Below are 26,175 nucleotides of genomic sequence, written 5' to 3'. Positions count from 1 at the left end.
ATCCTATGTTCGTTCCTCCAAGTGTGTGACAGAGAGCTGCCAATAAGGAAAACCCATACGGAAAAAGAAGAAATCTTAAGACTTCTTACCAGCAAGTCTTCGGAGCTCGCTTGTAACTACTGCGGCAGAATCTCTTTTGCCCAGGCGCTTGGAAGCCTCAGACATCTGCTCACGCACGGTCTCAGCTCCGATGATTTTTTGAACCGACTCATAAAGCGCTGCGCCGTTTAAATCTTTCTCAAGCAGCACCACAGCAGCACCTTCGCGTTCCAGCTGTCTTGCATTCGCTTCCTGATGGTTGTTCGTCACATTAGGAGAGGGAATGAGTACTGAGGGAATACCCAGCGCTGTAATCTCAGCGAGAAAGGAGGCTCCCGCCCGATTTACGATCAAGGAGGTACAAGCCAAAACCTCTGGCATATTGTGTACATATGGAAGGACATGCAACCAGTTTGGTAAGCTACCCAGCTTTTGACGTAATTCAGCCCGGGTCTCTTCAAAATACGGTTCACCTGTAACGTACACATAATGAACTCCATTACCCTTACCCACTAATGGGGCCATTTCAATCATGGCTTTATTAATAGCCTTAGCTCCCTGGCTGCCACCAACCACCAAAACCACAGTACTGCCATCCGAAATACCGAGCGATGCGAATCCACGTTGTGGACTTGCTGTAGTAACTGTTGTAGCACGCGGATTACCAGTATAGATCACATGTTTACTCCCCGGAAAAGAGGACTCTGTGCCTTCAAAGCTTACGGCAACCGTGCTCGCGTACCGACTCAGAAAACGATTTGTAAGACCTGGTATAGCATTTTGTTCATGAATCAAAGTAGGGATACCCAACCGGGATGCAGCATAAACGACCGGACCACACACATAACCGCCTGTTCCAATCACAACATCTGGCTTGAACTCTCTTAACATTTCTTTGGAAGCTTTAACGCCCTTCAAGAAACGCATCACGGTCTTGACGTTGTCCAAGGACAGCTTGCGCCTAAAACCAGTGATGTCGATAGATTTGAAAGGGATATTCTCTTGGGGAACAAGCTTGCTCTCTAAGCCACGCGTTCCACCAATATACAGGAAGGTAGAATTGCTATCTTCCAACTCCAGTTGCCTAGCAACAGCGACCGCAGGATAGATATGTCCACCCGTGCCTCCGCCGCTTAATACGATACGCATCTCTTTCACCTCGCAAAACGGGATAAGTTCAATAGAATGCCAAGGGATGTTAGCATCAGTGTAAGTGAAGATCCGCCATAGCTAATCAGAGGAAGCGTGATGCCCGTTACAGGCATTAGACCGATAACAACACCAATATTAATAATGACTTGCACAGCCACCATACAGACGATGCCAACGGCCAGATAGCTTCCAAAACGGTCAGGTAGACTCATCGCCACCTTCATTCCGCGCCAAATTAGAATAAGAAATAGGATCAACACAGCCAAACCACCGATGAACCCCAGCTCCTCGGCCAATATAGAAAAAATAAAATCAGTTTGCGGCTCAGGTACATAACTGTACTTCTGCCGACTCATTCCTAATCCAAGACCACCGAGCCCCCCAGGACCGATCGCATATAGCGACTGAATAATCTGGTAGCCTGCCCCGAGCGGATCGGACCATGGATCAAGAAAAGCGGTAATCCGCTGCAGCCGATAAGGCGCTGCTACAATCAAAGCAACAAACCCTGCCGCTCCAGCCACACCAAGTAAAAGTAAATGCTTCATCCTAGCCCCTGCTGTGAAGACCATCATCAAGGCTGCACCAAACATTACGGTACCTGTACCCAAATCCGGTTGGAGCATAATCAGCGCGAAGGCTGACCCAATGAGCGCAAGCGGTGGAAGCAAGCCTCGTGTGAAGGAAGTGATGTCGTACTCCTCTTTCCCCAGCCAATTAGCTAAGAATAGAATCATCCCCATCTTCATGAACTCGGAAGGCTGAATCCCGAAGGAGCTAATTCCTAACCAGCTTCGCGCTCCCCCACGTACTACTCCAATACCAGGGATAAGCACAATGACAAGTAGGAAAAAACAGATCAGAAGTGCCGGCTTAGCCAGCTTTTTCAGCACCCTGTAATCGGTATTCGCGGTAACGAACATTGCGACTAGTCCTAGTCCTGCAAACAAAAGCTGTCTTTTTACAAAGTAAAACGAATCTCCATAATTGCGGAAGCCCAGAACGGACCCGGCGCTGTATACCATCACCATGCCGATCACCAGCAAAGATAGAATAGGAATCAGCAACCAAATATCGGGAGCATGACGAGTTTTGTTCATCAGGAGCACACCTCTTGCATCCGTAGTAGGGATGGGGCTTATCCACCCCCCTACTTAAAGGTTATGCACCGCCTCTTTAAAAATACGCCCGCGATCTTCATAGGATGTAAACATATCCCAACTTGCACAGGCAGGAGACAATAGAACGATATCTCCTTCTTCCGCCAAAGCGGAAGCTTCCTGCACAGCTTGCTCAAGCACGGCGGCGGCACTCTCCCCATTATCGACGGAGATAATATGCTTTAATCCTGCCAGCTGCGCTACATTCATTAGCTTGTCCTTAGTTTCCCCTAACGCCACCAGCGCTTTGACACGACCGCTCAGGACAGGCAGCAGCTCCATATAATCAGAGCCCCGGTCTAATCCACCAGCAATCAACACTACGGGGCGCTGGAAAGATGTTAGTGCCATAATCGTCGCTTTGGAGTTCGTTGCTTTGGAGTTATTATAATAAGTGGCTCCAGCCTTATCCGCTACATACTCCAGCCTGTGCTCCACACCGCGAAACGAAGCAAGTACTTCGCCTAATAAAGAGGGATCTGCTCCAGCAGCAATGGCAATTCCACAGGCAGCCAGTGCATTTTCCACATTGAAACGTCCCGGAAGGCCAATGGAGTCTACATCAGCAATAATTATTTCTCGGTCTGCAGATTCGCGATAAATAATGCGGCGCTTCAGATCATCCTCTTGGCCCGTAATATAGGATGGGCTAACAAACACACCAAAAGAGAGTTCCTCAGACAGTGAGAACGGAAGAATCGAAGCCTTCATATACGGCACAAGTTCTCGACAGTAAGGATCGCCCCAGTTCAGCACAGCCGTATCCGTCGCTACTTGATTGGCGAACAGCTTTGCTTTGGAATCGACATAATCCTTCATGCTCCCATGGTAATCCAGGTGGGTTTCCGCAATATTCAACAAACAACCTATTTTGGGGCGGAAAGTCTCCGTACCTTTGAGCTGGAAGCTGCTGAGTTCGACCACCATCCAGTTATCCTCTGTAGCCTCTTGCGCAGCCTCACAGAGAGGTGTGCCAATGTTACCTGCAACAATCGGATTCATGCCTGCAGCATCCAGCATTCGGCCTACCCAGGTCGTCGTTGTCGTCTTGCCATTGGAACCCGTGATGCCAATCATCGGCGCTGTACAAAGTCGGTAAGCAACCTCTACCTCTGTAACAACTTCAATGCCAAGCTCTAGGGCCTTTTGCACAGGAGGCGCGGAATAAGGAATGCCTGGATTCTTAATGACCAGACTTACACCTTCATGGATTAGTCCATCCGGATGTCCACCGCATATAACACAAATTCCCAAAGATTCCAATTCGGAAGCTTCGGGACTTTGGTCTCTTTCCTTTTTATCGTTGACCGTAACTACAGCGCCGCGATCATGCAGCACTTTAGCAACCTGGACACCGCTTTTAGCGAGCCCAAGAACCACTACTTCTTCACCACGGTACATATCTGGATGTTTCATTTGCTACAACCCCTTGCTAATAAATAGTCCAATAGCGGCCAATACCAAACTTACCGCCCAGAAAGAAATTACCACTCGCCATTCCGACCAGCCACCAAGCTCAAAATGATGGTGAATCGGGCTCATTCTGAATACACGTTTGCCACGGGTTTTGAAAGAGACCACCTGTATCACGACAGATAACATTTCCACGACAAACACACCGCCAATAATAAGAAACAGCAGTTCGCTCTTCGTAACAATAGCAATTGCACCTATTGCGCCACCAATACCAAACGAACCGGTATCTCCCATGAACACCTTAGCAGGATGGGCGTTAAAGACCAGAAACCCGAGGACAGCTCCGATCATTGCCGCCGCGCACACTCCAGCAGCAATAGAGGTAGACTGCATTGCTACAACTGCATAAGCTGCCAAAGCAATGGCACTTACACCAGACAGCAATCCATCTACTCCATCGGTAAAGTTAACGGCATTCGTTACTGCCATCATCATAATAATTACGAACGGATAGTAGAAAAAGCCGCCCCAGTCAAAGCTGAAATCAGTCCCCGGAACGCTGATACTTGTGCTATGTCCAGCAGAAATCAGCAGACCGCACATCACAGCACCTACCAGCAGCTGACCGAACAGCTTTTGACGCGCCGTAAGACCCAAAGAACGCTTGAATACGATTTTGATATAATCATCCAAAAATCCGATCAGTCCAAAACCAAGCGTAGCCACAAGTAGTACGTAAAAATCGCTATTCACCACGGAAAATTTCAGATACGCCAATGTAAAGGCAACGATGATCACGATACCGCCCATCGTCGGCGTTCCCGCTTTCTTTAGATGGGTTTGCGGTCCGTCATCTCGCACCTGCTGTCCGAATTTCATCCTGCGCAGTAGCGGAATGAAGAGCGGAGCGGCAATGACCGCAAGGATAAAGGAAACTGCAATAGTCAATAACAATAGTTGATAATCCATGGGTGCACCCCCTCCATTTATTTAGGTCTGTTTGATCTCTTTATTAAGGCTCTGAAGCACTTCCTCAAGCCTCATCCCTCTGGATCCTTTGAACAGTACAATATCCTTAGAACTGCATTTCTCGATAAGGACGGCTGTTAATTCTGACTTATCCGTAAAAGCCAGCACACGCTCGTTTCCGAATCTTTCCTTTGCAGCTTCTGCAATATGAACTGACAATGGACCATAGGTATATACAAAATCAGTCACTGCGGGGTCAAGGTAATAGCCAATTTCTTTATGAAACTGTATTTCATCCGGCCCAAGTTCCAGCATGTCCCCCAGTACTGCGATTTTTTTGCCACTGCATTTCATCGTTTGAAGCACATCAATAGCCGCCTTCATAGAAGTCGGACTAGCATTATAAGCATCATTCAAAAGTGTAAGCCCAGAAGAAGTCTGGATCACTTCAATCCGCATGCCCGTCAGCTTAAGCTTACTTAATCCATTCTCTACATTTTGTTCCGTAACCCCAAAATGGCGAGCAACCGCTAGTGCAGCCAACGCGTTAACAACGTTATGCTGGCCTGGCAGCGGTAATGTAAAAGCATGTTCCTTATGAAGGCTTGACGTAAACGTCATACCACCACTATGGGACATCATCCCCGTCGGATAATCATCATTATCCCCGTTCAAGCCGAAACGGAAGGATACCATCCCCTCCGTAGCCTCGAAAGTGGACTCTTGCATTACCTCAGTCAGCAGCGGTTCATCACCGTTATAGATCAACAGACCACCTGGCTTCAGCCCTTCGACGATTTCCAGCTTAGCGCGAGCAATTTCCTTGCGAGAGCCCAGTTGTAGCAGGTGCGACTCGCCTACATTAGTAATTACTGCAACATCTGGTGCAGCCAAAGAAGCCAGCAGAGCAATTTCTCCCCGCGAGCTCATACCCATTTCAAGAACAGCAATCTCTGTATCCTCAGCCATGGATAGAATCGTGAGCGGAAGACCAATATGGTTATTGAAGTTCCCCTCTGTCTTATGCACCTTGTATTGCATTTCGAGCAAGGCCATAATGATATCTTTCGTCGTTGTTTTTCCGTTGCTGCCCGTAACAGCGACAACCTTCGGAGCGACCTCATTCAAATACGCAGCGGATAGCTTCTGAAGAGCCTCTAGCGTATCTTCAACAATAATGACTCCGCCACCCTCGGGTGCAGGACCTTTATCACGCTGCCACAAGGTCCCTGCAGCACCAGCAGCAAGAGCTTTAGCAGCGTAATGATGACCATCGAATTTGTCTCCCGTTAGAGGGACAAACAGGCAGCCTGTTGTTATCTTACGGGAGTCGGTAACGACGCCCGTAAGGGGTATATTTACAGCTTCGGCAGCAGGAAGTTCACCTGCGCACATCACAGCAATTTGTCCCAATGTTCTTCTAATCAATAGATTCGACCCCTTATAACTTCTTTAGCGACGATGCGGTCATCGAAATCGTGTACCACTCCGCCAATCAGTTGATAGGTCTCATGACCTTTCCCCGCAATCAATACTACATCGCCAGAGCTTGCCATTTCAATAGCCTTCCCAATCGCTTCTCGGCGATCAACTATCATATGATATCGATCAGAGGTGACTCCGTCCTCAACTAGTCCTGCTTCTATATCCTTCAAGATTAATTGAGGGTCCTCTGTCCGAGGGTTGTCAGAGGTTACGAATACCAGGTCGCTATATTTTGCAGCTATCTTACCCATTAAAGGACGTTTCGTGCGGTCTCTGTCTCCTCCGCAGCCAAACACAGTAAACACTTTACCAGTAGCAAATTCGCAGACCGTTCTTAATACATTTTCCAGCCCGTCTGGTGTATGTGCATAGTCAACGATAACGGCATATTCTTGCCCCTCATCCACTGATTCCACCCGTCCAGGTACACCATCTATGGTCTCAAGACTCGTCTTGATATCTGACAGGGACACACCCTCCAACAGCGCAGCCGTTATCGCTGCAAGTGCATTGTAGACATTGAACTTGCCAACCATACGAAGCGAAATGTCCGTCTCACCCTTAAACGTATCCACATGGAAAAAAGTTCCTTTTGCAGTGATCGAAATTTGCGAAGCTCGGACATTAGCGTTGTTATCAATGCCATATGTAATCACTTCCGCCGCAGTTTGAGCTGCAAAATATTGACTGGCTTCATCATCAGCGTTAAGCACCGCATATTTACGTTCTTCTTTCCAAGGAGAAATTACATTTCCAAGTCTAGAAAAGAAAAGACCTTTAGCTGCCCGATACTCCTCCATTGTATGATGATAATCCAGATGATCCTGGGTTAAGTTCGTAAATATTGCCGTACGGAAATCCGCACCCTTCACACGTCCTTGCTGAAGTGCATGAGAGGATACTTCCATTACGCAACACTCCACGCCTTTAGATGCCATATCATGAAGCGACCGCTGCAGTTCTAACGATTCTGGAGTGGTGCCTGACATCGGGTAGCTATTGCCGTCATAGCGCATCTGAATCGTTCCGATCAGACCTGTCTTCATATTTTGGTCCTGCATAATCCGCTCAATAAGATAAGTCGTTGTTGTCTTGCCGTTGGTACCTGTAACCCCAATCATTCTCATTCGACTGCTAGGTGAAGCAAAAAATGCATTCGACATAACAGACATCGCAAACCGGCAGTCATCCACAACGATCTGCGGAATATCAAGCTCCAGCTTACGCTCACATACGATAGCGGATGCTCCCGCGGCTACAGCTTGCGGCGCATACTTGTGTCCGTCTACGGTGTGACCCGGCAAACAGATAAACAGATCTCCGGGACTTACAAGGCGGGAATCCGTTTGAAGATCAGTAATCTCCACCTCCCCATCCCCATATAAACGCGAAGTAGCAAGACAAGCAGATAATTCATTAACTTTCATAGTAATCCCTCACTCTACATTTTCGGATACGAACTGAAACCTTATACCTTTATCATTATTCACTAGAAGCTCCCATATAAATCCTGATGGTTGAGCCCTGCTCTACTCTAGCTCCAGCTTTTGGAGCTTGATTGATGACCGTATTACCGGAGCCTGAACGCGCCAGATTAAAATTCATATTTAAATCCTCATAGATATCCTGTACTGTTGCTCCTGTAAGGTCAGGCACGGTCACAATCGGGGTTTCCCCATACTTATAAGTTTTGGGAAGCTGGTCGCTGCGTTCTGGGACTTTCAAATAGTGAAGCGAGTCCTCCAAAATATTCTGCACAATTGGAGCTGCAACAACACCTCCAAATTGAATCCCCTTCGGATTGTCGACCGCAGTATACACAACAATTTGTGGATCATCCGCAGGTGCAAAGCCTATAAAAGAAACAATGTGCTCCGTTGGAGAATAACGTCCGTTAATTACCTTCTGTGCAGTACCTGTCTTACCACCCACACGGTAGCCGTCTATGAAAGCCGGTCGTCCCGTGCCTTTGGCAACTACGCTCTCAAGTGCTGCCCGCACCTTCTTAGACGTTTCCTCCGAAATGACTTGCCGTACAAGCTCTGGCTTTATCTCCGATACGGTTTCTCCAGTTTCCGGATTAACCCATGCTTTCGATACATGTGGTTTATAGAGATTACCACCATTGATAGCAGCGGATACCGCAGCAATCTGCTGAATAGGCGTAACCGAAACCCCTTGGCCGAAGGCCGTAGTCGAAAGCTCTACCGGACCTACTTGACTGAGCTTGAACAGAATACCATTCGATTCCCCGTTCAGATCAATTCCTGTTTTGCTGCCGAAGCCAAAATCACGAATATATTTGAAGAGTGATTCTTTTCCCAACCGCTGCCCTAGAGCCACAAACCCAGGGTTACAGGAGTTCTCAACCACCTGCAGAAAGGTTTGACTGCCATGACCGCCTTTTTTCCAACAGCGCAGCTTCGCACCCGCCACCTCGATAAAACCAGGATCATAGAAATGTTCATTTTGCAGGTCCACCTTGCCTTCCTGCAGAGCTGCAGCGAGTGTTATGATTTTGAACGTCGAACCAGGTTCGTAGGTCATCCAAATGGGCAAATTCCGATTGTAGATTTGCGGATCATACTCCTTATATAGACCCGGTTCATAGCCCGGTCTACTAGCCATGGCCAGAATCTCACCATTCTTCGGATTCATAGCTATTGCCCAAGCACCCTGCGCCTGATATTTTACCATAGCCTGATCAAGCTCACGTTCCATAATGGATTGAACCTGTTTATCAATCGTCAATTGCAGATTAAGTCCATCCTGAGGGGCAGAATACTTCTCAGATGATCCAGGCATAAGTCTGCCACCTGCATCTGATAAATAAGAAATATTGCCGGCTATGCCTTTGAGCAGATTATCGTATATATTCTCGACTCCTGTAATGCCTTGATTATCAATACCTGTAAAACCTAGAATGTGCGCGGCTAGATCGCCGTAAGGATAATATCTTTTGCTATCCTCAGCGACAACGATGCCCGGCAGCTGCAAATCACGGATGCTCGCGGCAAGTTCCATCGTAATTTTGCGGCCGCCGGGCTGTAGTTTCACCGACATTGATTTTTTTGACAGCAAACTCACCAGCTTCTCCTCGGTCATCCCAAGCAGTGGAGCCAGTTGCTGCGCTGTCTTTTGCTTCTCCTTCACCTGCACGGGCACCGCATAAACCGTAGGCGTACTGATATTATAGGCCAGCGGTATTCCTTCACGATCCAAAATTTCACCACGCTTGGCGGTAAAAGGAATATTGCGGCGCAAGGAATCTTCAACCTTGTCACTTAATTTCTCGCCTTGGGATAATTGTACATATGCAAGACGCACGACCAGCGAACCGAATAACACTGCCAGTCCCAGCAGCGTCCACAGCATTCTCCGCCGTGTTATGACTTTCGAAACCTTCATTCCGTTCTCCCCCGCTTTCACCTATAGACATGAGCTCTTATCTTCATGACTATTCGGGACAAACAGGGGTTAGAACAAGCCTATGGTCCACTCTCCGATTCTGTACCCTCATCCGCAGGCAAGGATGAGGGATTATCTTCACTCTCATCATTTAATGGTTTCAGCTTCAATGTAATCAATGTCTTACCATTCTTTGTTCCTTCAATCTGCTCGGAGACATATCCTTCGCCATCTACCGCAATCTCCACTTTTAAAAGTGTTAAAATCTCGAGTGCATCACGCAGCGACTCTCCTTGCAAATTTGGAATGGTGGGTTTGTCCCCCTGCTTGCTTAATAAATAAATACGCTGACCTGAAGCAAGCTTCGTCCCACCCTCTGGATATTGGCTTTCCACAGAAGCTCCTTCACCGACAACTTCAAAGTCAAACCCTTGATCCAAAAGATATTCTCTAGCTTCCTTCATCGTTTTGCCCGTTAAATCAGGTGCGGTCCGAAGCGCAGGCGCTTCTGTTTTGACCGTTTTTTCATTCTTCTTATCTTTAGTTGTTTCACTCGCTAATTTAGGAACCCCCATGTATTGCAGAGACTGGGATACAATCTCCTTAAATACAGGAGCAGCAGCCTTACCTCCGCCAACCTCAACGTTTGGTTCATCAATAATAACAATAACAGCGATTTTTGGATCATTCACAGGCGCATAACCAATAAAGGAGACCAGTACTTTGGATTTTACATAATCCTTACCTTCAACCTTGATCGCCGTCCCTGTCTTTCCTGCCACACGGTAACCATCTATATGAGCGTGGCGTCCTGTTCCTTTGACTTGGTCGGCAACTACCTGTTCCAAGTATTCACCCGTTTGCTTGGCACTTGCCTCATCAATCACCTGACGCACTACTTTAGGCTGAGTAACCTTTGTCTCCCCTGTATTCGGGTCCGTAATCTCCTTAACCACATATGGAGTCATCAGCTTACCACCATTAGCGATAGCCGATACGGCAACCAACTGCTGAAGCGGAGTCACTAGCACTTTACCATGCCCGTAAGCAAGTGTCGCAATTTCTATCGGACGAGAAAGATTCGGGTTAACAACCCCACTTGCTTCGCCTGGAAGGTCGATGCCCGTCTTCTCATTGAACCCAAAATCATTAATATACTGTAAAAGTCTATCTTGTCCGAGCATTTCATAAAGCTTGACGAAAAGAACGTTACTAGAACGCTTCACACCTTCTAGGAAACTGATTTGCCCCCATCCGGCACGATTAATATCATGCAATGCCTTACTATATCCCTTTATCCGGATTGACCCCGACAAAAATGTCGCAACTGGATCAAAAAGCTTCTCCTCCACGGCTGCCGCTAATGTGACAATTTTGAAGGTAGAACCAGGTTCATACGTTGATTTAATAGCATGATTATAAAAGCCTGCGCCTTCTGCTCCTGTTTTCCAAAATTCATTTGGATTAAAGGTGGGCATATTCGCTAGCCCCAAAATTTCCATTGTATTCGGATCAGCAGCAATTACGCTCATACTTTTCGGCTTATATTGCGCATAAGCCTTTTGCATAGCTTCATCAATATAATGCTGGATCGTACTGTCGATTGTAAGTTTGAAGTTACTACCATTTACTACAGGTTGATAAGTATCTTGTGAATTCGGCAGCTTGACCCCTTGTCCGTCACTTTGATAGAGCAGCTTGCCATCGACACCTTTAAGCTCTTTATCTAAGGATTTTTCCAGCCCCATGATCGCCTTGCCGTCTCGATCTGTATAGCCTAAGATATGCGCAGCAAGCGAATCCTTAGGATAATATCGTTTTTGCTCTCTAACAAGACCAATGCCAGTCTCTTGAATTTTATGTTCTTTTCCTAATGCCACATAAAATTCTTTCACCTTATCGGCAAGCTCCTGGTCAATTTTCCAGCCTTCGTTACGAATTTCACGATTCTTGAGGTAGTTGCCATCCTCGTCTTTAGCTTCAATCAGCTTTTTCAGCTCATCTTCTGGCTTGCCGAGTAGCTCATGCAATCCCTTAACGACCTCATCACCAATTCCCTTTTCAGCAATGACTGCCGGATTTACAACCACTGTATAAGCAGGGACATCACTCGCGAGCACACTCCCATTACGGTCAGAAATCGTTCCTCGCTCTGCTTTGATAGTCGAGGTGTGCGCCCAAAGTGTAGCGGCCTTTTCTTGCCATTCCGCACCCTCCACAACTTGAATCCAGAACACTCTAGCCATCAAAACAAGAAAAAAGAGGGTAATACACCCTCCTATAAACAGCGTGCGAAGTTTTATTCTCTTTACCATAAGCGAACCTCACATTTTTTTATTGCGATCTTGCCAATCGCTCACTAATTATCGCCCTCAGTCGATAGCGGACTCGCCGGAATAAAGATAGTTGCATCTTCATCCGGTGATACGTAGCCAAGATCTCTTGCCTTTTGGGCAACCTTTTGCTCCAGATTCTGCTTCTCCATCTGATACGTAGAAATCTGCTTTTTAGCAGTCGCAATATCCTTGTCTAATTTCTGGGCCTGCAAGTTCAAATCATAAATGTGAACGTAACGTGAAATCAGTGTGATAGCCACCAAAACGCATACTCCTAGCGTCAGCATATACAAAAGTTTCTCTTGCAGCGGAAGTACTCTTCGTTTGGTAACTACTTTTGTCTTCTCGCGGTAAAGGGGGTTTACCTCTTCTTTTCTTTTGGGCTGAACTGCTAAATTGCCGCGGGTATAGGCCATCTCTGACTCTCCTTTATCGTCAATTACAATTTTTCTGCAATGCGCAGCTTAGCTGAACGGGCTCGAGTATTAAGCTCCAGCTCTTCTTCAGAAGGCACAAGCGGTTTGCGGTTGATTAACTTAAGCGTGCCTTTCGCGCCGCATACACAAAACGGAAAGTCAGGCGGGCATGTACATCTGCTTAAATAGCTGCTTAGTATTTGCTTGCAAATTCGGTCCTCTAGCGAATGAAAGGTGATAACGGATACTCTACCTTCTGGTGCAAGGCAACGTACTGCGCTATGTAATCCTTCTTCAAAAGCACCCAACTCGTCGTTAACAGCAATCCGTAAACCTTGAAAGCTACGTTTAGCGGGATGCCCTCCCGTTCTTCGTGCTGCCGCCGGAATACCTTCCTTGATAAGCTCTGCTAATTCTCCTGTGGTCTTAACAGGACTTTCTTCTCTTCTGTCAACAATCTTCTTAGCGATTCTCCGCGAGAACTTCTCTTCTCCATATTGGAAAAGCACACGGGCAATCTCCTGCTCGGACCACGTATTCACAATATCAGCAGCCGTAAGAAGCGCTGTCTGATCCATCCGCATGTCCAGCGGAGCATCATGATTGTAACTAAATCCGCGCTCCCCCTCATCAAACTGGGGAGAGGATACGCCAAGATCAAAGAGCACTCCATCAACTTGGGGAATGCCATCTTTTTGTGGTACAAAGGGCACATCCTTAAGTACACTCTCCAGATCACGGAAATTGGTCTTAATGAGAACAACCTTATCTCCGTATTCGGCTAGCCTCTCTTTTGCGTTCTCCAGAGCCCAATCGTCTTGATCCAAACAGATTAATCGGCCTTCGCCGCTAAGCTTGGAAGCAATTAGTGAACTGTGACCTGCTCCACCGAGAGTGCAATCTACATAGATTCCGTCTTTTTTGATGTGCAGCCCTTCTGTCGCTTCTTCTTTAAGCACCGTGATGTGGTGAAACAAGCTGCATCCCTCCAGGACAGTATTCGATATTGTGTTTTATAGATCAAAATTGAAATCCACCAATTTTTCGGCAATTTCGTTGAACGATTCCTCAGACTGTTCGAAGTACTGCTCCCATAGCTCTTTGTTCCAGATTTCCACCCGGTTCGAAACGCCCAGAATAACACAGTCTTTGTCCAGTTTGGCATACTGCCTTAAATTGGCCGGCAGATTTACCCTTCCCTGCTTATCCCAAACACATTCTGTAGCACCTGAGAAAAAAAAGCGACTGAATGCGCGGGCATCTGATTTCATCAGTGAAAGGCTTTTTAGCTTTTGTTCCATGATAGCCCATTCTTCCATGGGATAAACAAATAGGCAGGAGTCTAGGCCGCGGGTCGTCACGAAAGAGGTTCCAAGCAATTCACGGAGTTTAGCCGGAATAATGATTCGGCCTTTGTCGTCAATGCTGTGTTGATACTCTCCCATGAACATCCTTTTTCCCACCCCTAATCCCCGAATCCCCACTTTGCCCCACTTTTCACCACTTAAGCATAATAGATTCGCCATTAAAAATCAAAAACCTTTTTCTGGCGGAAGGAAATTTTTGCTAATTTAGATGGATCGTTACCCAAAAAACATTTTGCCACAGAAAAAAGCCATACAATCGGAATCTTGTCCGCTGCATGGCTTTGTTAAATATCCCCACAAAGTGGGGCTTTGCTTCGATGCGAACTCAGGTACTTTGCGGGAGGCCCTAAATAAAAAAAAGTTGCTTCAGTTCAAGGTACACTTGGTTAATATACTTTATTGTTGTGCGTTCCGTAATTAATCGTTCAGATTCCAGCTGTCCAAATAATCCACTTGTGCTGGAGTCAGACTATCGATGTTAATGCCCAAACTTTCCAGCTTATAGCGTGCTACCTGCTCATCCAGCTCATAAGGAACATTTTCAACTTTTACGCCAATGCTCTTATAATTATCATTTACATATTTCAGCGACAGCGCCTGCAGCGCAAAGGTCGTATCCATAATTTCGGCAGGGTGTCCATCAGCAGCACCCAGATTTACAAGTCGGCCTTCTGCAAGCAGATATAGTTTACGGCCGTCGCGAAGTTGGTACTCTTCGATATTTTTGCGAACCGTACGCTGGGATACAGATCTTTCAGACAATTCAGGCTTATTCACTTCAACGTCGAAATGACCTGCGTTGCACATGATTGCTCCATCCTTCATGACATCATAATGTTCCCCGCGAATGACATAACGGTTACCAGTGACTGTAACGAAGAAATTACCGACCTTAGCTGCTTCCAGCATTGGCATTACTTCGAAACCGTCCATATGTGCTTCAACGGCTTTAATAGCGTCCACTTCTGTGACAACCACTTTTGCGCCCAAGCCTTTAGCACGCATGGCAACACCTTTACCACACCAGCCGTATCCAACTACAACTACGGTTTTGCCCGCGACGATTAGGTTAGTTGTCCGAATAATGCCATCCCATGCGGATTGGCCTGTGCCATAACGGTTATCAAACAAATATTTGCAATAAGCATCATTTACTGCGACCATTGGGAACTTCAGCACACCCTGCTTTTGAAGAGCTTTTAGACGAATAATGCCGGTAGTTGTTTCTTCTGCTCCCCCGCGAATATTCTCCATCAGATCAGGACGCTCCGAATGCAGCAATGTTGCAAAATCCCCACCGTCATCAATGATCAAATCAGGTTTGCTTTCCAGCGCCTTAATGTTAAGAGCTTTAAACTCTTCGGGAGACGGGTTGTACTTAGCGAATACTGTGATTCCATCCTCCACAAGTGCCGCACATACATCATCCTGTGTAGAAAGTGGATTCGATCCGGTAATCGTTACTTCTGCACCGCCTGCCTTGACAACCTTCGCTAGATAAGCGGTTTTAGCTTCCAAGTGAAGTGTGATTGAAACCTTTAGGCCTTTGAAAGGCTGTTCAGCTTCGAACTGCTCACGAATACGGTTCAATACCGGCATATGTTGACGAACCCAGTCAATTTTCAGGTGTCCTTCGGGTGCAAGTGACATATCAGCCACGATACTATTTTGTTTAGATGAACTCATAATGAAACCTCCTAAAAGTTTTTTGAAGCTATACTTCTATGTTTTACTTCGCAATAAAACTCGCTTCGTAAGCATAATCCAAGTTTTGTGGAGCTATACTTTTCTACATATAAATGATACGATGCGTCCCACTATAATCCGGTTCAATAGCCATCAGCTCATCTAACCATGGAAGTCCGTAGCGGTTCAAGTAATACATGATATTGTACACTCTTTCTTGCAGTTTACCCAGTGGCATTAACGACAGCTCGATTCGCTCCCATTGACGGATTGCAGCTTCATTCTGTTTTGCCATAGCATCTTGGGCTTTCGCTTGTAAAAAAGTAATCTGATCTACAATCTTCTCTTTATTGTTACTTCCTAATTTAAGGAGACCTGCCTGTATGGAACCAAGCTGCTCGATTAGCGGTTCGTACATGGCTATGAAGGAAGCTTTAGTTTCCTCAAAACGACGTTCGATCCCCAGTTCATCCTGTGCGGCCAACCATTCATGTCTTTTACGATCTAGTCCCTGCCTTACATCCTCAAAGCTCAGCTGATATTTATCCATGTGTTTGTGCAGCGTACCTTCTACCACTGTGAAAGACATTCTAGGGATAATCAAAGGCATTTGTCCCCCACTGGTCTCAAACGCACGATGTGGAATGGCCCAATAAGCAATCTCACCTTGACCTAGCACTGTCGCTAGAACTGGCAACACATAATCCTGTATAAGCGGGCGTGTCAGTACGTTATTGCTGAAGCGTTCCGGATGTGCCTTCACTTCCTCAAGTAATTCATCACGAGTGAACGATACCTGGCCCTTGCGATCGGCAAAGCTGCCATCCTTCTTGTGAAGCAATAACCGTACACCTTCATGAATATAAAAGAGGTTGGCATTGCCAGCCGTAACGTCAGCTTGAAGCTCATACCCAGCATTTACGATATCAGAAGCAGAATTCATATACGCTGTTTCCAGTGCATCATTCTGCATAATTAACGAAGTAAAAAATGGCTCTTCTAACTTACGTAGATTAGGATCAGCAGAATCAAGCAGGATCAGACCATATTTACCAAATAATGAACCCATCAGCTTGGCAAAAGCGTCCGTCATACTATCTGCTCTAAACGAAGAAGATCGAATAAATTCCATAATCTGCGGTTTGAAGTCACTGTCTTGAAGTAGGCTATCCAACTGTTCAACCACTTGCTGCCAGCTTTCCTCTTCTACACGAATATTACTTACCGAGGAGCGCTTCTCCTCTGCTTTCTCGATCTTAACCTTCGTAATCTCTTGCGTACGATTCAATACATACGTATGATTCACTTCATCCCAGTCATGATCCTCACCTGCAATCCAGAATAATGGGACTACAGGTCGACCGAGCTGTTCAGCAGCTTCTTTTGCCGCCATAATGGTTGTCATTGCTTTATATACTACAAGTAGTGGTCCTGTAAATAATCCGCTTTGCTGCCCACCAGTAACAACTAAAGTTTCCGGCTGTTCCAAAAGCGCCAGTGAAGCCATCACCGCATCATGTGAATTATGCTTTTCATTATATTGTCTTAGACATTCAGCAATTTGTGTCCGGTTGGCACGGAGACTCTCGTTACGATCCAACCATTCTGCACGAATGCTTCTACTCTCTTTACTTCGGAAATCCCCACCATACAAATGACTAACCTTCTCGAAATTTTCTATATAGTCGCGCGCGAGTGCAGATCCACCCGGCAGCGGTTCCTTAACAATATTCATTTGCTAGTGCCTCCAGTTCTACTGAGCAGTTATATGTAAATCCAAGTTCGTAAACTCTATATGATTGTATCCAATGTCAGGGGCCGCGTCAAAAGAATTACATACCTGCAAAAAAGCAATGCAAGAGCAGCCGTTTTATTTTCTTATCCTATAAAATGATTATTAAATATCCCCACTACACACAAGAGGCGAGAGCATAATGCTCCCGCCTGTCTAATACTCGCTATGGATTTAAGCAAATTTTTTGCTTACCCAGTGACCTTTTGATACTTCTACTAATTCAAAATCACTATCATTGCTCTTATCGTTAGCAGAATAAATAGGGCTACCAAGCTCATCATGCAAGTGAATACGTTTCTTGTTCACTTCAATTTCCGGATCCGGAATTGGAATAGCTGACAAGAGAGATTTGGTATAAGGGTGGATAGGATTTGCATACAGCTCTTCACTTTCCGCCAACTCAACCATTTTACCCAAGTACATTACAGCTACGCGATCACTGATATGTTTAACCATGGACAGATCATGCGCGATGAAAAGATAAGTCAATCCCAGACGATCTTGCAATTCTTTAAGCAAGTTTACGACCTGGGCCTGAATGGATACATCCAGCGCGGAAATCGGCTCATCACAAACGATGAATTTAGGATTTACCGCTAACGAACGGGCAATCCCAATACGTTGACGTTGTCCACCAGAGAATTCATGCGGATAACGAGTAGCGTGATCGTGGTTAAGACCAACCATATCCAGCAGCTCTTCGATCCGTTTCTTGCGCTCTGCACGGCTACCAGCCATTCCGTGAATGTCCAGTGCCTCGCCGATAATATCAGAAACCGTAAAACGCGGGTTAAGCGATGCGTACGGATCTTGGAAAATCATCTGCATGTCACGGCGCATAGCTTTCATTTTGTTTGAAGGCAATTTATAAATGTCCGTACCATTGTATTTCACACTTCCGGCAGTTGGCTCATACAAGCGAAGAATTGTACGTCCAGCAGTAGTCTTACCACAACCGGATTCTCCTACCATACCAAGTGTCTCGCCCTCACGGATCGTGAAGTTAATATTATCAACAGCCTTAAGAACCTTGCCTTTACCTACATTGAAATATTTCTTAAGACCTTCTACCTCTATTAGGTTCTTACTCAAGAGTACTGCACCTCCTTGGCCATCGAATGCAGATTCCAGCAACGCGCCATATGCGTTTCGCTGAATTCTGTGGCGCCGGGATCGATTTGTTCGCAAACATGCATTGCTTCGTTGCAACGCGCGGTGAACGGACATCCGATCGGCGGCTTGATCAGATCTGGCGGTGTGCCGATGATCGGAATAAGCGGCTCGCCTTTCTTTTGGTCCAGACGCGGCATCGAGCGCAGCAGACCTTTGGTATATGGATGCTGTGGATTCTTAAAGATTTCCCATCTTGTTCCGGTCTCCACAACTTCACCTGCATACATTACGATAACCCGATCACACATACCGGCAACTACACCAAGATCATGGGTAATCAAAATGATGGAGGTACCTAGTTTTTGCTGCATCTCTCTCATAACTTCCATGATCTGCGCCTGAATGGTTACGTCAAGAGCCGTTGTAGGCTCATCCGCTATGAGCAAAGCCGGACGGCAGGCTAGCGCGATTGCAATCATCACACGCTGACGCATACCGCCTGAGAATTCGTGGGGATATTGGTTAAAGCGAGCCTCAGCATTTTTGATACCAACTAAATTAAGCATCTCAATACCTTGCTTTTTCGCTTCGGCCGCTGACATTTTCTGATGTTTAATCAAAACTTCAGTGATCTGTTTGCCCACTTTGATGGTTGGGTTCAAAGATGTCATCGGGTCTTGAAAAATCATGCCAATATCTTTACCGCGAATGGATTCCATTTCTTTTATGCTTTTATCTAGCAGATTTTGTCCTTGGAAAATAATTTCTCCCTTTTTCACTTTAGAGGGTGGGGAAGGGATCAAACGCATAATCGATTGTGCAGTTACACTCTTACCGCTGCCGGACTCGCCGACGATAGCAACCGTTTCACCTTTGCCAATTTCAAAATTCATACCACGGACAGCTTGCACTTCTCCCCCTTTAACAAAAAAGGAAACATGCAAATCTTTGACTTGTAAAATAGGTTCCATCCATAACCCTCCTATTTCTTAAGCTTAGGATCAAGCGCGTCACGAAGACCATCACCGAAAATGTTGAAAGAAAGCATGGTTAAACTGATCAGAATGGCAGGGAACAGGAAACGCCATGGATAGTACAACCAACCGGTGAGTGAATCGTTAATCATAGATCCAAGAGAAGCGATAGGAGCTTGTACACCAAGACCCAAGAAGCTTAGGAAGGCCTCAGCAAAAATTGCATTTGGTACAGAAAGTGTAATGGTTACGATAATCGGACCCACTGCATTCGGCAGAAGGTGCTTGAACAACAGTCTCGCAGAACCTGCACCCATGGAACGGGAAGCTAATACGAACTCACGATTCTTGAGCTGCATAATTTCTCCGCGTACAATCCACGACATCGTAATCCAGCCTGTAATGGTTAAGGCCAGGATGATTGTGCCTAAGCTTGGTTCAAGCACGACCAAAAGCAAAATTACAACTAGCAAATAAGGGATGGAATACAAAATTTCAGAGAATTTGTTCATGATATTATCTACACGGCCGCCGAAGAAGCCCATAATACCTCCGTAGATAACTCCGATGAACAAGTCGATGGCTGCCGCAGCTAGACCAACGATCAGAGAGATCCGTGCACCGTACCAAGTACGAACAAAGATATCACGTCCTAGATCATCCGTTCCAAACCAGTGATCGGAGGAAGGGGGCTTATTGGTGTTCATCAAGTCATTGGAGTAATAGTTATATTTCGAGAATAAGGGTGCGATGATCGCTGCAAGAACAATCAAACCTAGGATACCGAGCGCAGTCATCGCCATTTTATTTTGACGCAACCGTTGCCAAGCATCTTTCCAAGCAGAGAGACTCTCACGCTGGATAACCTCAGCTTCTTTTTCATCTACACCGACTTTTTGAAAATCTTCCGGTTTTAGATTTAGCAAGTTATTATCAGTAGCCACTCATTAGCCCTCCTTTCCTCCACTTAATTTCATACGTGGGTCTATCAGTACATAAGCGATATCAGTAATGAAACGTGCAACCATGAGTAGTACACCATAGAAAATGGTTATACCCATAATAACGGTATAGTCACGGACACCAATTGCTTCCACGAACTGTTTACCAATACCCCCAACACCAAAGATCTGTTCGATAACAACCGAACCAGTTACGATGTTAGCTGTCATAGGTCCCATGTAAGTAACAACAGGCAGGATACCATTACGAAGTACATGGCGGCTCAGAATAGCCATCCAGCTTAATCCCTTAGCCTTAGCTGTTTTGATATAATCCGCATTCAGAACTTCAAGCATACTTGAACGGGTCAAGCGAGCTATAAATGCTATTGGCTGTGCCGAGAGTGCTGCTACAGGTAGGAAATAATATATTGGTCCTTTAAAACCTGAAACCGGTACCCAACCCAATTTGAAAGCGAACACATACTGTAATAATGACGCGACTACAAAGCTCGGAACCGCAATCCCCAGAACTGCCAACACCATCGCGGCGCTGTCAAGAAACTTTCTGTGATAGAGTGCCGCTAACATGCCGAGAAGAACCCCAACAATAACCGCCACAACAATTGCGACGAGTCCCAGCTTCAGCGACGCTGAAAACGTTTGACCGATCAAATCTGTTACATCTTGATTCAGGCGTTTCATGGATACACCCAAATCACCTTGGACAATATCACCTAAATACTTAAAATACTGATGAGAGAGCGGCTTGTCCAGACCATATTGCTCCATCAAACGTGCTTTAATTTCTGGCGGTACTTTTTTCTCAGAAGTAAACGGATCCCCTGGAATAGCTTTCATCAAGAAAAAAGTTGCTGAAATCAGTACAAATAATGAAACCAACATATAGAAGAATTTATTTGCGACATAACGAACCATCCCCATCACACCTCCTCCGACAATTTTTTGAGAGCATTATATTGATTTTATGAAAAAAACGGATTTTTGTCCATTTTCTAAATATGCTATTAATAACAAAAAATAACAAAAATACGTGAATACAAAAAAAAGGGATATATATGGAGTTCCACATATATATCCCGAAGTATTGTGTTACTTCAGTCAACTAACTATTCTGTTTAAATTACTAGAGCAAAATCTTAGTGCTCAAGCAAGTATCCACGAGTCAAGTCAATTGCACCACTGAAGTCAAGAGTAACACCTTTAAGGTACTCTTTAGTCAGGGAGTTGTTAGTGTAGTAGTACAATGGAATCAATACTTGATCTTGCTCGATGAGCAATTTCTCAGCTGCAGCAAACTTGTCTTGACGCAATTTCAAGTCAGAACTTGCTTTAGCTTCAGCAATCAATTTGTCGTACTCAGGGTTAGCGTAACCAGTATCATTGTTACCGCCACCTGTTACCCACATATCAAGGAAAGTCATTGGATCATTGTAATCCGCAGTCCAACCAGCACGTGCAACTTGGTAGTTCAGGTTTTGACGGTTTTCAATAAATACAGCCCACTCTTGGTTAACGGTTTGTACGTCAACACCAAGATTGTTTTTCCACATATCAGCAATCGCCAAAGCGATTTTCTTGTGGCCTTCACTTGTGTTGTAAGTCAAGGAGAATGTAGGCAGTTTAGTAAGACCTTCTTCTTTCAGACCTTCAGCAAGCAATGTTTTAGCTTGTTCTACATCTTCAGTGAAGTAGCTATCTTTAACTGCTGTACGGTATTCACCATCAGCACCTGCGATACCTGGAGGTACATAACCAAATGCTGGGAATTGTCCGCCTTGTACAACATTGTCAATCAAAGCTTGACGGTTAATCGACATTGCAAGAGCTTTACGGATTTTAGCGTTAGTGAAAGGTTTTTCAGTGATATTGAATTCGTAGTAGTATACGGAAGCAATACCTTTACGGCTGAATTCATTAGGAAGTTCTTTTTCTACGATTGGAATTTGTTCTGATGGAATTTCACCAGTTGGTCCACCTGCACGATCGTATTCACCGTTCTTGTAGCTGAGTAGTTCAGTTGCACCACTGTTTACAAGAGAGAAGTCGATAGCGCTAAGTTTAACAGCATCTTTATCCCAGTATTTATCATTTTTAGTTACAACAAGAGTTTGTCCAGTAGTCCACTCAGTAAGAGTGAAAGCACCGTTAACGATCATAGATTCTTTTTTAGTTGCCCATTTAGGATTACCCTCAATGGATTTGTGTACTGGGTAATAAGTATAGAAGGAAAGCAATCCAAGGAAGTAAGGAGTTGGCGCTTCAAGAGTAACTTCTAGAGTTTTCTCATCAACCGCTTTGATACCAACTTGACTGAAATCGGTAATTTCCTTGTTGAAAAACTTTTCTGCGTTTTTGATGTAATACAATTGATAAGCGTAAGGTGCAGCGGATGCAGCAGCAGGATCGAGCACGCGTTTCCAAGCGCGAACGAAGTCTTCTGTTGTTACAGGATCGCCGTTGCTCCATTGTGAGTCACGGAGTTTGAAAGTATATACCAGACCGTCAGCGGAAATATCCCAGCTTTCAGCAACACCTGGTTCAGCTTGACCAGTTTCATCATTCATGCGAGTCAAACCTTCATACATAGTCTTCAGGACTGTGTTAGCTTGGCTATCTTGTGCCAATCCTGGGTCAAACGTAGGAGGCTCAGCACTTAGGTTGATTCTCAAAGTTTGGTCTGCAGCCAATTTCTCTTCTGTAGCCGCATTACCAGTTGCCGTGTTACCAGTGTTACCTTTATTGCTGCTGTTTGCATTGTTTCCGCCGCAGCCAGCAAGCACTGTGCCGATAACAAGTACTAATGCAATCATTAGCAATAGACTTTTATTCTTTTTCATCTAGCAGTTCCCCCTAAATAGAATGTGGTATATGGTTTATGATTATACAACCAGTGGTCAAAAAAATCTAGTGGTATGTTTTCAGAAAAATCTTTTTTTATTAAAACTTTAAACTTTTGTGACATTGCCGCTTTACCGGAGCAATGGAACATTACATCGCTTGTGATATGTACTTAATTAGCCCTACAAACATAAATAATAAATATCCGACGCTCATAAAAAAGAAGGAAAGTCTCCAAACTGCCCGAAATAACCGCTTCCCATCTACTTTTCCTTTCAGTCGATTCTGAGCGCCGCCAATCAATCCAGTGGATATTAATACAATAAGTAGTATAAGATAAAACCCAAAACCGTTATTAAACAAGTTATTAAACAATGCGGAAACCGATAATAATAAAAAAAATGTGGTCACGTCCATAGCGAGCATAAAAGTTTTCTTTTTATCTTTTTTTAAGCCTCTTCCAATGAAATAAACAATTAAAAACGGTATTATTGGAATCAAGCTTAAAGCACCGACCGAATCCATCAGCAATCCCATAGCTTCACCTCTCCTCCGAGATCATACCTTTATTCCCTCTACTATTTGGCAGATCCAGCGATGTAAAGGAACCAATGTTCCAGTTCGTTCTGCCATTTCTACAAGACTTCCATTGATCCAGCGAATTTCTGTGGTTCTCGAAGCAAGAACATCCGCCAGCATTGATGAAATATTACCAGCCGTCAGCCTACACACTTCAAGGATATTGTCCCATGCATCATCATCATAAGTAACTCCGCAGGCATCATAGACCATAGTAGCTTCTCTAAATAGTTCTTTCATTAACTGCAGACGCTCTTCCGATGCAAGCAGTTCACCATTTGGAATGCGCCAAATCGCCGTTAGAGGATTAATAACGGCATTGATTAAGAGCTTCCGGTAAATCATGGTATCCACTTCATTCGACAAAAAGGCAGAGAATCCTGCCATATTGAGGACTTCTATTAAATAATTCGCTTGTAAATCGGTATGTATGATAGGAGCTTGTCCATCCCTTAAGCTCCATTCCCCTATCCACACCTCACCCGCACCTGCATGAATGACCTCGGTTAAAGATTTGCGCTTCGCAGCTTCTGTTGTTACGGCAGCATATAAATTAGCTTTCGGCAACAAGCCCTTGAGCATCTCCATATGCCCTATTCCATTCTGAAAACAAATGATGTGTACCTGTTCTTTCTTAAGGGAGGATAGAAATTCAGGCAAAACATTATGTAGTATATCTTGCTTAACCGTCACTATTATCCAATCACTTGGCTCATGAAGATAAGCAACTGCAAACCCCTCTATTGCTGCGGACGCAAATCGATCCCCCGAAATCGAAATCGAATCGCGGCCATCATCATAGCTTACAGTTAAGCCCTCATCCTCTAATTGCCGACACTGCTCTATCCCTCGACACCATAATCTCACTTCATTCCCGGACGCAATTAGCCTTCCAGCCAAAAGCAGACCAAGTGAACCTGCACCGATTATATCGATTTTCATCTGATCCTCCTGTTGATCTCAAGCACTATTTTTCTAAGTATAGCCTTAATATACCAAGAAGAGACGCTGTTGTCCTCCTCTATGAATGACAAAGCAACAGCAAAACGCCCGCAAATGGCGCTGAAAAAGCGAACCACTTACGGGTGTTTTAGTTTGCCAATCTTTTATTCAATGCGTTCCAAATTTCCATTACCATCCATTTTGAAGCGAGTCTTCATTTCTTCTTCTTCTTCGTTTAAGAAAGCGAGCCTACGCGCACGATCCATAATCTGAATTAAAGCTTTGTAATCATCGTTGACTACCCGGTAGTCACTTTGAGCAAGATTAACCTCTTTTGACAACCGCTCATTCTCAGATCTTAATTCTGTTAATTCATCTTCCTTCTCGCGCAAATCTCTCTCCAGCATTTTCAGCTGGCGTCCTGCCTCATGGATTGTACCTTTCCATTGTCTCAGGAAACGTATAACCGCATCGATGGATAATGTGTTCTCACTCAATCCTTCGCCTCGTCCGAATTCCTCGTCGGTATCCCCGAGAATTAGACCCGCTACCTGTGCTCCTCTTACTGACGGTTGCTTTTTTAGGTAACTTCGCTTCTGACGTTGGCCTTTAGCGATTCCGATTGCGCCTTCATAGCTTTTTCGAACACAGCTGTTCCAGCGGAATCCGCAAGCAGCCGATGTTCTGCCGATTTTCTCACCCACTTCTTCGAAAGCAGCAAGTTGTGTACTGCCCTCTCGAATGTGGCGCAAAGTTACTTCTGCCAGTATTAGATCATCTTCTGCACTCCAAGCATCCTGTCTAACGGCTGTCATCCAACCAAACCTCCTAACAACATCTTGAAATAACCATCTCCATAACCGGCAGCTCTGCCGGGTAGTGAATAGGGATAAAAGCTGCTTACTCCATTTCTATGCTTCTCATAGAGTTCATAGAATCTATTTGATACTAAATTGTATTTCCATTATCTGCCCACATCATACGCTTTAAGTTATAAATTCTCTTTTTTCAAGCTTTAATCAGTTAAGTCAGTTATAAAAATCACATTTTTTTAAGAATAGTGTATTTTTTTCAATGAATTCGTTTACACATTTTTACTGAACGGGTATAATAAGTCGAAGGAATATTCGTGAGATACATACTGGAAGGGGGACTCTCTCTTGGACCGCATGTTTCGGGTATTAGGTTTTTTCACATTGGCTATTGGATTGATGGCTTTCGCCGGAGGTCTGACAGAAATGGCCTTGCTTTTCTTTTTACAAACAGCTTTTTTCGTAATACTTGGTTATTTGAAGTTTACTGAAAAAACCTATGTCCTACTTTTCTGGGCATACATGATTTTGACTTTCACCGGTTTCAGTTATTGGACGATCTTTCAAATGGGTCTTCCACTATAAATTGAAGTACTCTCTTGAAGCGGATGGGGTCCTTATCTAATAAGGATCACTTCCGTTTTTTTGTTTATCAGTTAGTATATATATGGGGTCCCTACAAAGTACCTGAGTACTCATCGAAGGATAGCCTCACTTTGTGGG

22 protein-coding genes are annotated in these 26,175 nt (G+C 44.9%); 1 reads left to right on the top strand and 21 read right to left on the bottom strand.

What is annotated here, in order from left to right; translation table 11 throughout:
- Window positions 1-75 precede the first annotated feature (75 nt).
- From murG to NSS67_RS10275, 21 genes are all read right to left on the bottom strand, one after another.
- Window positions 76-1,188: an undecaprenyldiphospho-muramoylpentapeptide beta-N-acetylglucosaminyltransferase gene (gene murG, locus NSS67_RS10375; RefSeq protein ID WP_339319458.1), complete on the bottom strand. Its 1,113-nt coding sequence runs from the start codon at window positions 1,186-1,188 to the stop codon at window positions 76-78.
- Between the two features lie 5 nt (window positions 1,189-1,193).
- Window positions 1,194-2,291 carry a stage V sporulation protein E gene (gene spoVE / locus NSS67_RS10370; RefSeq protein WP_339319457.1) on the bottom strand — a complete coding sequence of 366 codons (1,098 nt, stop codon included), beginning with the start codon at window positions 2,289-2,291 and terminating at the stop codon, window positions 1,194-1,196.
- Between the two features lie 54 nt (window positions 2,292-2,345).
- Window positions 2,346-3,767: a UDP-N-acetylmuramoyl-L-alanine--D-glutamate ligase gene (murD, locus tag NSS67_RS10365; protein WP_339319456.1), complete on the bottom strand. Its 1,422-nt coding sequence runs from the start codon at window positions 3,765-3,767 to the stop codon at window positions 2,346-2,348.
- A 3-nt stretch (window positions 3,768-3,770) separates the two neighbouring features.
- Window positions 3,771-4,736, bottom strand: coding sequence for a phospho-N-acetylmuramoyl-pentapeptide-transferase (mraY, locus tag NSS67_RS10360; RefSeq protein ID WP_339319455.1), 966 nt, complete (start codon window positions 4,734-4,736; stop codon window positions 3,771-3,773).
- Between the two features lie 21 nt (window positions 4,737-4,757).
- Entirely contained in the window at window positions 4,758-6,161 is a 1,404-nt protein-coding gene (gene murF / locus NSS67_RS10355) for a UDP-N-acetylmuramoyl-tripeptide--D-alanyl-D-alanine ligase (protein WP_339320563.1), read from the bottom strand.
- The gene (locus NSS67_RS10350; RefSeq protein WP_339319454.1) at window positions 6,161-7,648 is read right to left on the bottom strand and encodes a UDP-N-acetylmuramoyl-L-alanyl-D-glutamate--2,6-diaminopimelate ligase; all 1,488 of its coding nucleotides are present in this window, start codon (window positions 7,646-7,648) and stop codon (window positions 6,161-6,163) included. The genes murF and NSS67_RS10350 overlap by 1 nt, the downstream gene beginning before the upstream one ends.
- 55 nt (window positions 7,649-7,703) lie before the next feature.
- Window positions 7,704-9,629: a stage V sporulation protein D gene (locus NSS67_RS10345; protein ID WP_339319453.1), complete on the bottom strand. Its 1,926-nt coding sequence runs from the start codon at window positions 9,627-9,629 to the stop codon at window positions 7,704-7,706.
- 80 nt (window positions 9,630-9,709) lie between these two features.
- On the bottom strand, window positions 9,710-11,944 hold the full coding sequence (locus NSS67_RS10340) for a penicillin-binding transpeptidase domain-containing protein (protein ID WP_339319452.1): 2,235 nt from the start codon (window positions 11,942-11,944) through the stop codon (window positions 9,710-9,712).
- A gap of 44 nt (window positions 11,945-11,988) precedes the next feature.
- A complete protein-coding gene (locus tag NSS67_RS10335) occupies window positions 11,989-12,381 on the bottom strand; it encodes a septum formation initiator family protein (protein ID WP_339319451.1) in 393 nt (130 codons plus the stop codon).
- 23 nt (window positions 12,382-12,404) lie between these two features.
- The gene (gene rsmH, locus NSS67_RS10330) at window positions 12,405-13,358 is read right to left on the bottom strand and encodes a 16S rRNA (cytosine(1402)-N(4))-methyltransferase RsmH (protein ID WP_339319450.1); all 954 of its coding nucleotides are present in this window, start codon (window positions 13,356-13,358) and stop codon (window positions 12,405-12,407) included.
- Window positions 13,359-13,394: 36 nt separating this feature from the next.
- Window positions 13,395-13,832, bottom strand: a complete 438-nt coding sequence (mraZ, locus tag NSS67_RS10325; RefSeq protein ID WP_036683674.1) for a division/cell wall cluster transcriptional repressor MraZ — start codon at window positions 13,830-13,832, stop codon at window positions 13,395-13,397.
- A 333-nt stretch (window positions 13,833-14,165) separates the two neighbouring features.
- Complete coding sequence (locus NSS67_RS10320) at window positions 14,166-15,437, bottom strand: adenosylhomocysteinase (RefSeq protein WP_339320562.1); 1,272 nt, start codon at window positions 15,435-15,437, stop codon at window positions 14,166-14,168.
- 100 nt (window positions 15,438-15,537) lie between these two features.
- On the bottom strand, window positions 15,538-17,169 hold the full coding sequence (bshC, locus tag NSS67_RS10315) for a bacillithiol biosynthesis cysteine-adding enzyme BshC (RefSeq protein ID WP_339319449.1): 1,632 nt from the start codon (window positions 17,167-17,169) through the stop codon (window positions 15,538-15,540).
- Between the two features lie 231 nt (window positions 17,170-17,400).
- Window positions 17,401-18,321: an ATP-binding cassette domain-containing protein gene (locus NSS67_RS10310; RefSeq protein ID WP_339319448.1), complete on the bottom strand. Its 921-nt coding sequence runs from the start codon at window positions 18,319-18,321 to the stop codon at window positions 17,401-17,403.
- Entirely contained in the window at window positions 18,318-19,313 is a 996-nt protein-coding gene (locus NSS67_RS10305; protein WP_339319447.1) for an ABC transporter ATP-binding protein, read from the bottom strand. The genes NSS67_RS10310 and NSS67_RS10305 overlap by 4 nt, the downstream gene beginning before the upstream one ends.
- Window positions 19,314-19,324: 11 nt before the next feature.
- Window positions 19,325-20,260 carry an ABC transporter permease gene (locus tag NSS67_RS10300; protein ID WP_339319446.1) on the bottom strand — a complete coding sequence of 312 codons (936 nt, stop codon included), beginning with the start codon at window positions 20,258-20,260 and terminating at the stop codon, window positions 19,325-19,327.
- A gap of 3 nt (window positions 20,261-20,263) precedes the next feature.
- Window positions 20,264-21,196: an ABC transporter permease gene (locus tag NSS67_RS10295; RefSeq protein WP_339320561.1), complete on the bottom strand. Its 933-nt coding sequence runs from the start codon at window positions 21,194-21,196 to the stop codon at window positions 20,264-20,266.
- 221 nt (window positions 21,197-21,417) lie between these two features.
- The gene (locus NSS67_RS10290) at window positions 21,418-23,118 is read right to left on the bottom strand and encodes a peptide ABC transporter substrate-binding protein (protein WP_339319445.1); all 1,701 of its coding nucleotides are present in this window, start codon (window positions 23,116-23,118) and stop codon (window positions 21,418-21,420) included.
- A gap of 151 nt (window positions 23,119-23,269) precedes the next feature.
- The gene (locus NSS67_RS10285) at window positions 23,270-23,656 is read right to left on the bottom strand and encodes a DUF3397 domain-containing protein (protein WP_339319444.1); all 387 of its coding nucleotides are present in this window, start codon (window positions 23,654-23,656) and stop codon (window positions 23,270-23,272) included.
- A 21-nt stretch (window positions 23,657-23,677) separates the two neighbouring features.
- Window positions 23,678-24,640: a 2-dehydropantoate 2-reductase gene (locus NSS67_RS10280; RefSeq protein ID WP_339319443.1), complete on the bottom strand. Its 963-nt coding sequence runs from the start codon at window positions 24,638-24,640 to the stop codon at window positions 23,678-23,680.
- 164 nt (window positions 24,641-24,804) lie between these two features.
- A complete protein-coding gene (locus tag NSS67_RS10275; protein ID WP_339319442.1) occupies window positions 24,805-25,455 on the bottom strand; it encodes an RsfA family transcriptional regulator in 651 nt (216 codons plus the stop codon).
- Window positions 25,456-25,800: 345 nt separating this feature from the next.
- On the opposite strand from NSS67_RS10275, the gene NSS67_RS10270 reads away from it, so the two are divergent.
- Window positions 25,801-26,037 carry a DUF2626 family protein gene (locus tag NSS67_RS10270; protein WP_042130273.1) on the top strand — a complete coding sequence of 79 codons (237 nt, stop codon included), beginning with the start codon at window positions 25,801-25,803 and terminating at the stop codon, window positions 26,035-26,037.
- Window positions 26,038-26,175 lie beyond the last annotated feature (138 nt).

The sequence above is a fragment of the Paenibacillus sp. FSL R10-2734 genome, from assembly GCF_037963865.1.
Classification (GTDB): Bacteria; Bacillota; Bacilli; order Paenibacillales; family Paenibacillaceae; genus Paenibacillus_AQ.
Note: the sequence above shows the minus strand (reverse complement) of the source record. Positions and strands in the feature narration are given on the sequence as shown.

Coding starts and splice junctions, on each gene's coding strand:
- murG (WP_339319458.1), bottom strand. CDS start 1,188: ATGCGTATCGTATTAAGCGGCGGAGGCACGGGTGGACATATCTATCCT.
- spoVE (WP_339319457.1), bottom strand. CDS start 2,291: ATGAACAAAACTCGTCATGCTCCCGATATTTGGTTGCTGATTCCTATT.
- murD (WP_339319456.1), bottom strand. CDS start 3,767: ATGAAACATCCAGATATGTACCGTGGTGAAGAAGTAGTGGTTCTTGGG.
- mraY (WP_339319455.1), bottom strand. CDS start 4,736: ATGGATTATCAACTATTGTTATTGACTATTGCAGTTTCCTTTATCCTT.
- NSS67_RS10350 (WP_339319454.1), bottom strand. CDS start 7,648: ATGAAAGTTAATGAATTATCTGCTTGTCTTGCTACTTCGCGTTTATAT.
- NSS67_RS10345 (WP_339319453.1), bottom strand. CDS start 9,629: ATGAAGGTTTCGAAAGTCATAACACGGCGGAGAATGCTGTGGACGCTG.
- NSS67_RS10340 (WP_339319452.1), bottom strand. CDS start 11,944: ATGGTAAAGAGAATAAAACTTCGCACGCTGTTTATAGGAGGGTGTATT.
- NSS67_RS10335 (WP_339319451.1), bottom strand. CDS start 12,381: ATGGCCTATACCCGCGGCAATTTAGCAGTTCAGCCCAAAAGAAAAGAA.
- mraZ (WP_036683674.1), bottom strand. CDS start 13,832: ATGTTCATGGGAGAGTATCAACACAGCATTGACGACAAAGGCCGAATC.
- bshC (WP_339319449.1), bottom strand. CDS start 17,169: ATGAATATTGTTAAGGAACCGCTGCCGGGTGGATCTGCACTCGCGCGC.
- NSS67_RS10305 (WP_339319447.1), bottom strand. CDS start 19,313: ATGGAACCTATTTTACAAGTCAAAGATTTGCATGTTTCCTTTTTTGTT.
- NSS67_RS10295 (WP_339320561.1), bottom strand. CDS start 21,196: ATGGTTCGTTATGTCGCAAATAAATTCTTCTATATGTTGGTTTCATTA.
- NSS67_RS10290 (WP_339319445.1), bottom strand. CDS start 23,118: ATGAAAAAGAATAAAAGTCTATTGCTAATGATTGCATTAGTACTTGTT.
- NSS67_RS10285 (WP_339319444.1), bottom strand. CDS start 23,656: ATGGGATTGCTGATGGATTCGGTCGGTGCTTTAAGCTTGATTCCAATA.
- NSS67_RS10280 (WP_339319443.1), bottom strand. CDS start 24,640: ATGAAAATCGATATAATCGGTGCAGGTTCACTTGGTCTGCTTTTGGCT.
- NSS67_RS10275 (WP_339319442.1), bottom strand. CDS start 25,455: ATGACAGCCGTTAGACAGGATGCTTGGAGTGCAGAAGATGATCTAATA.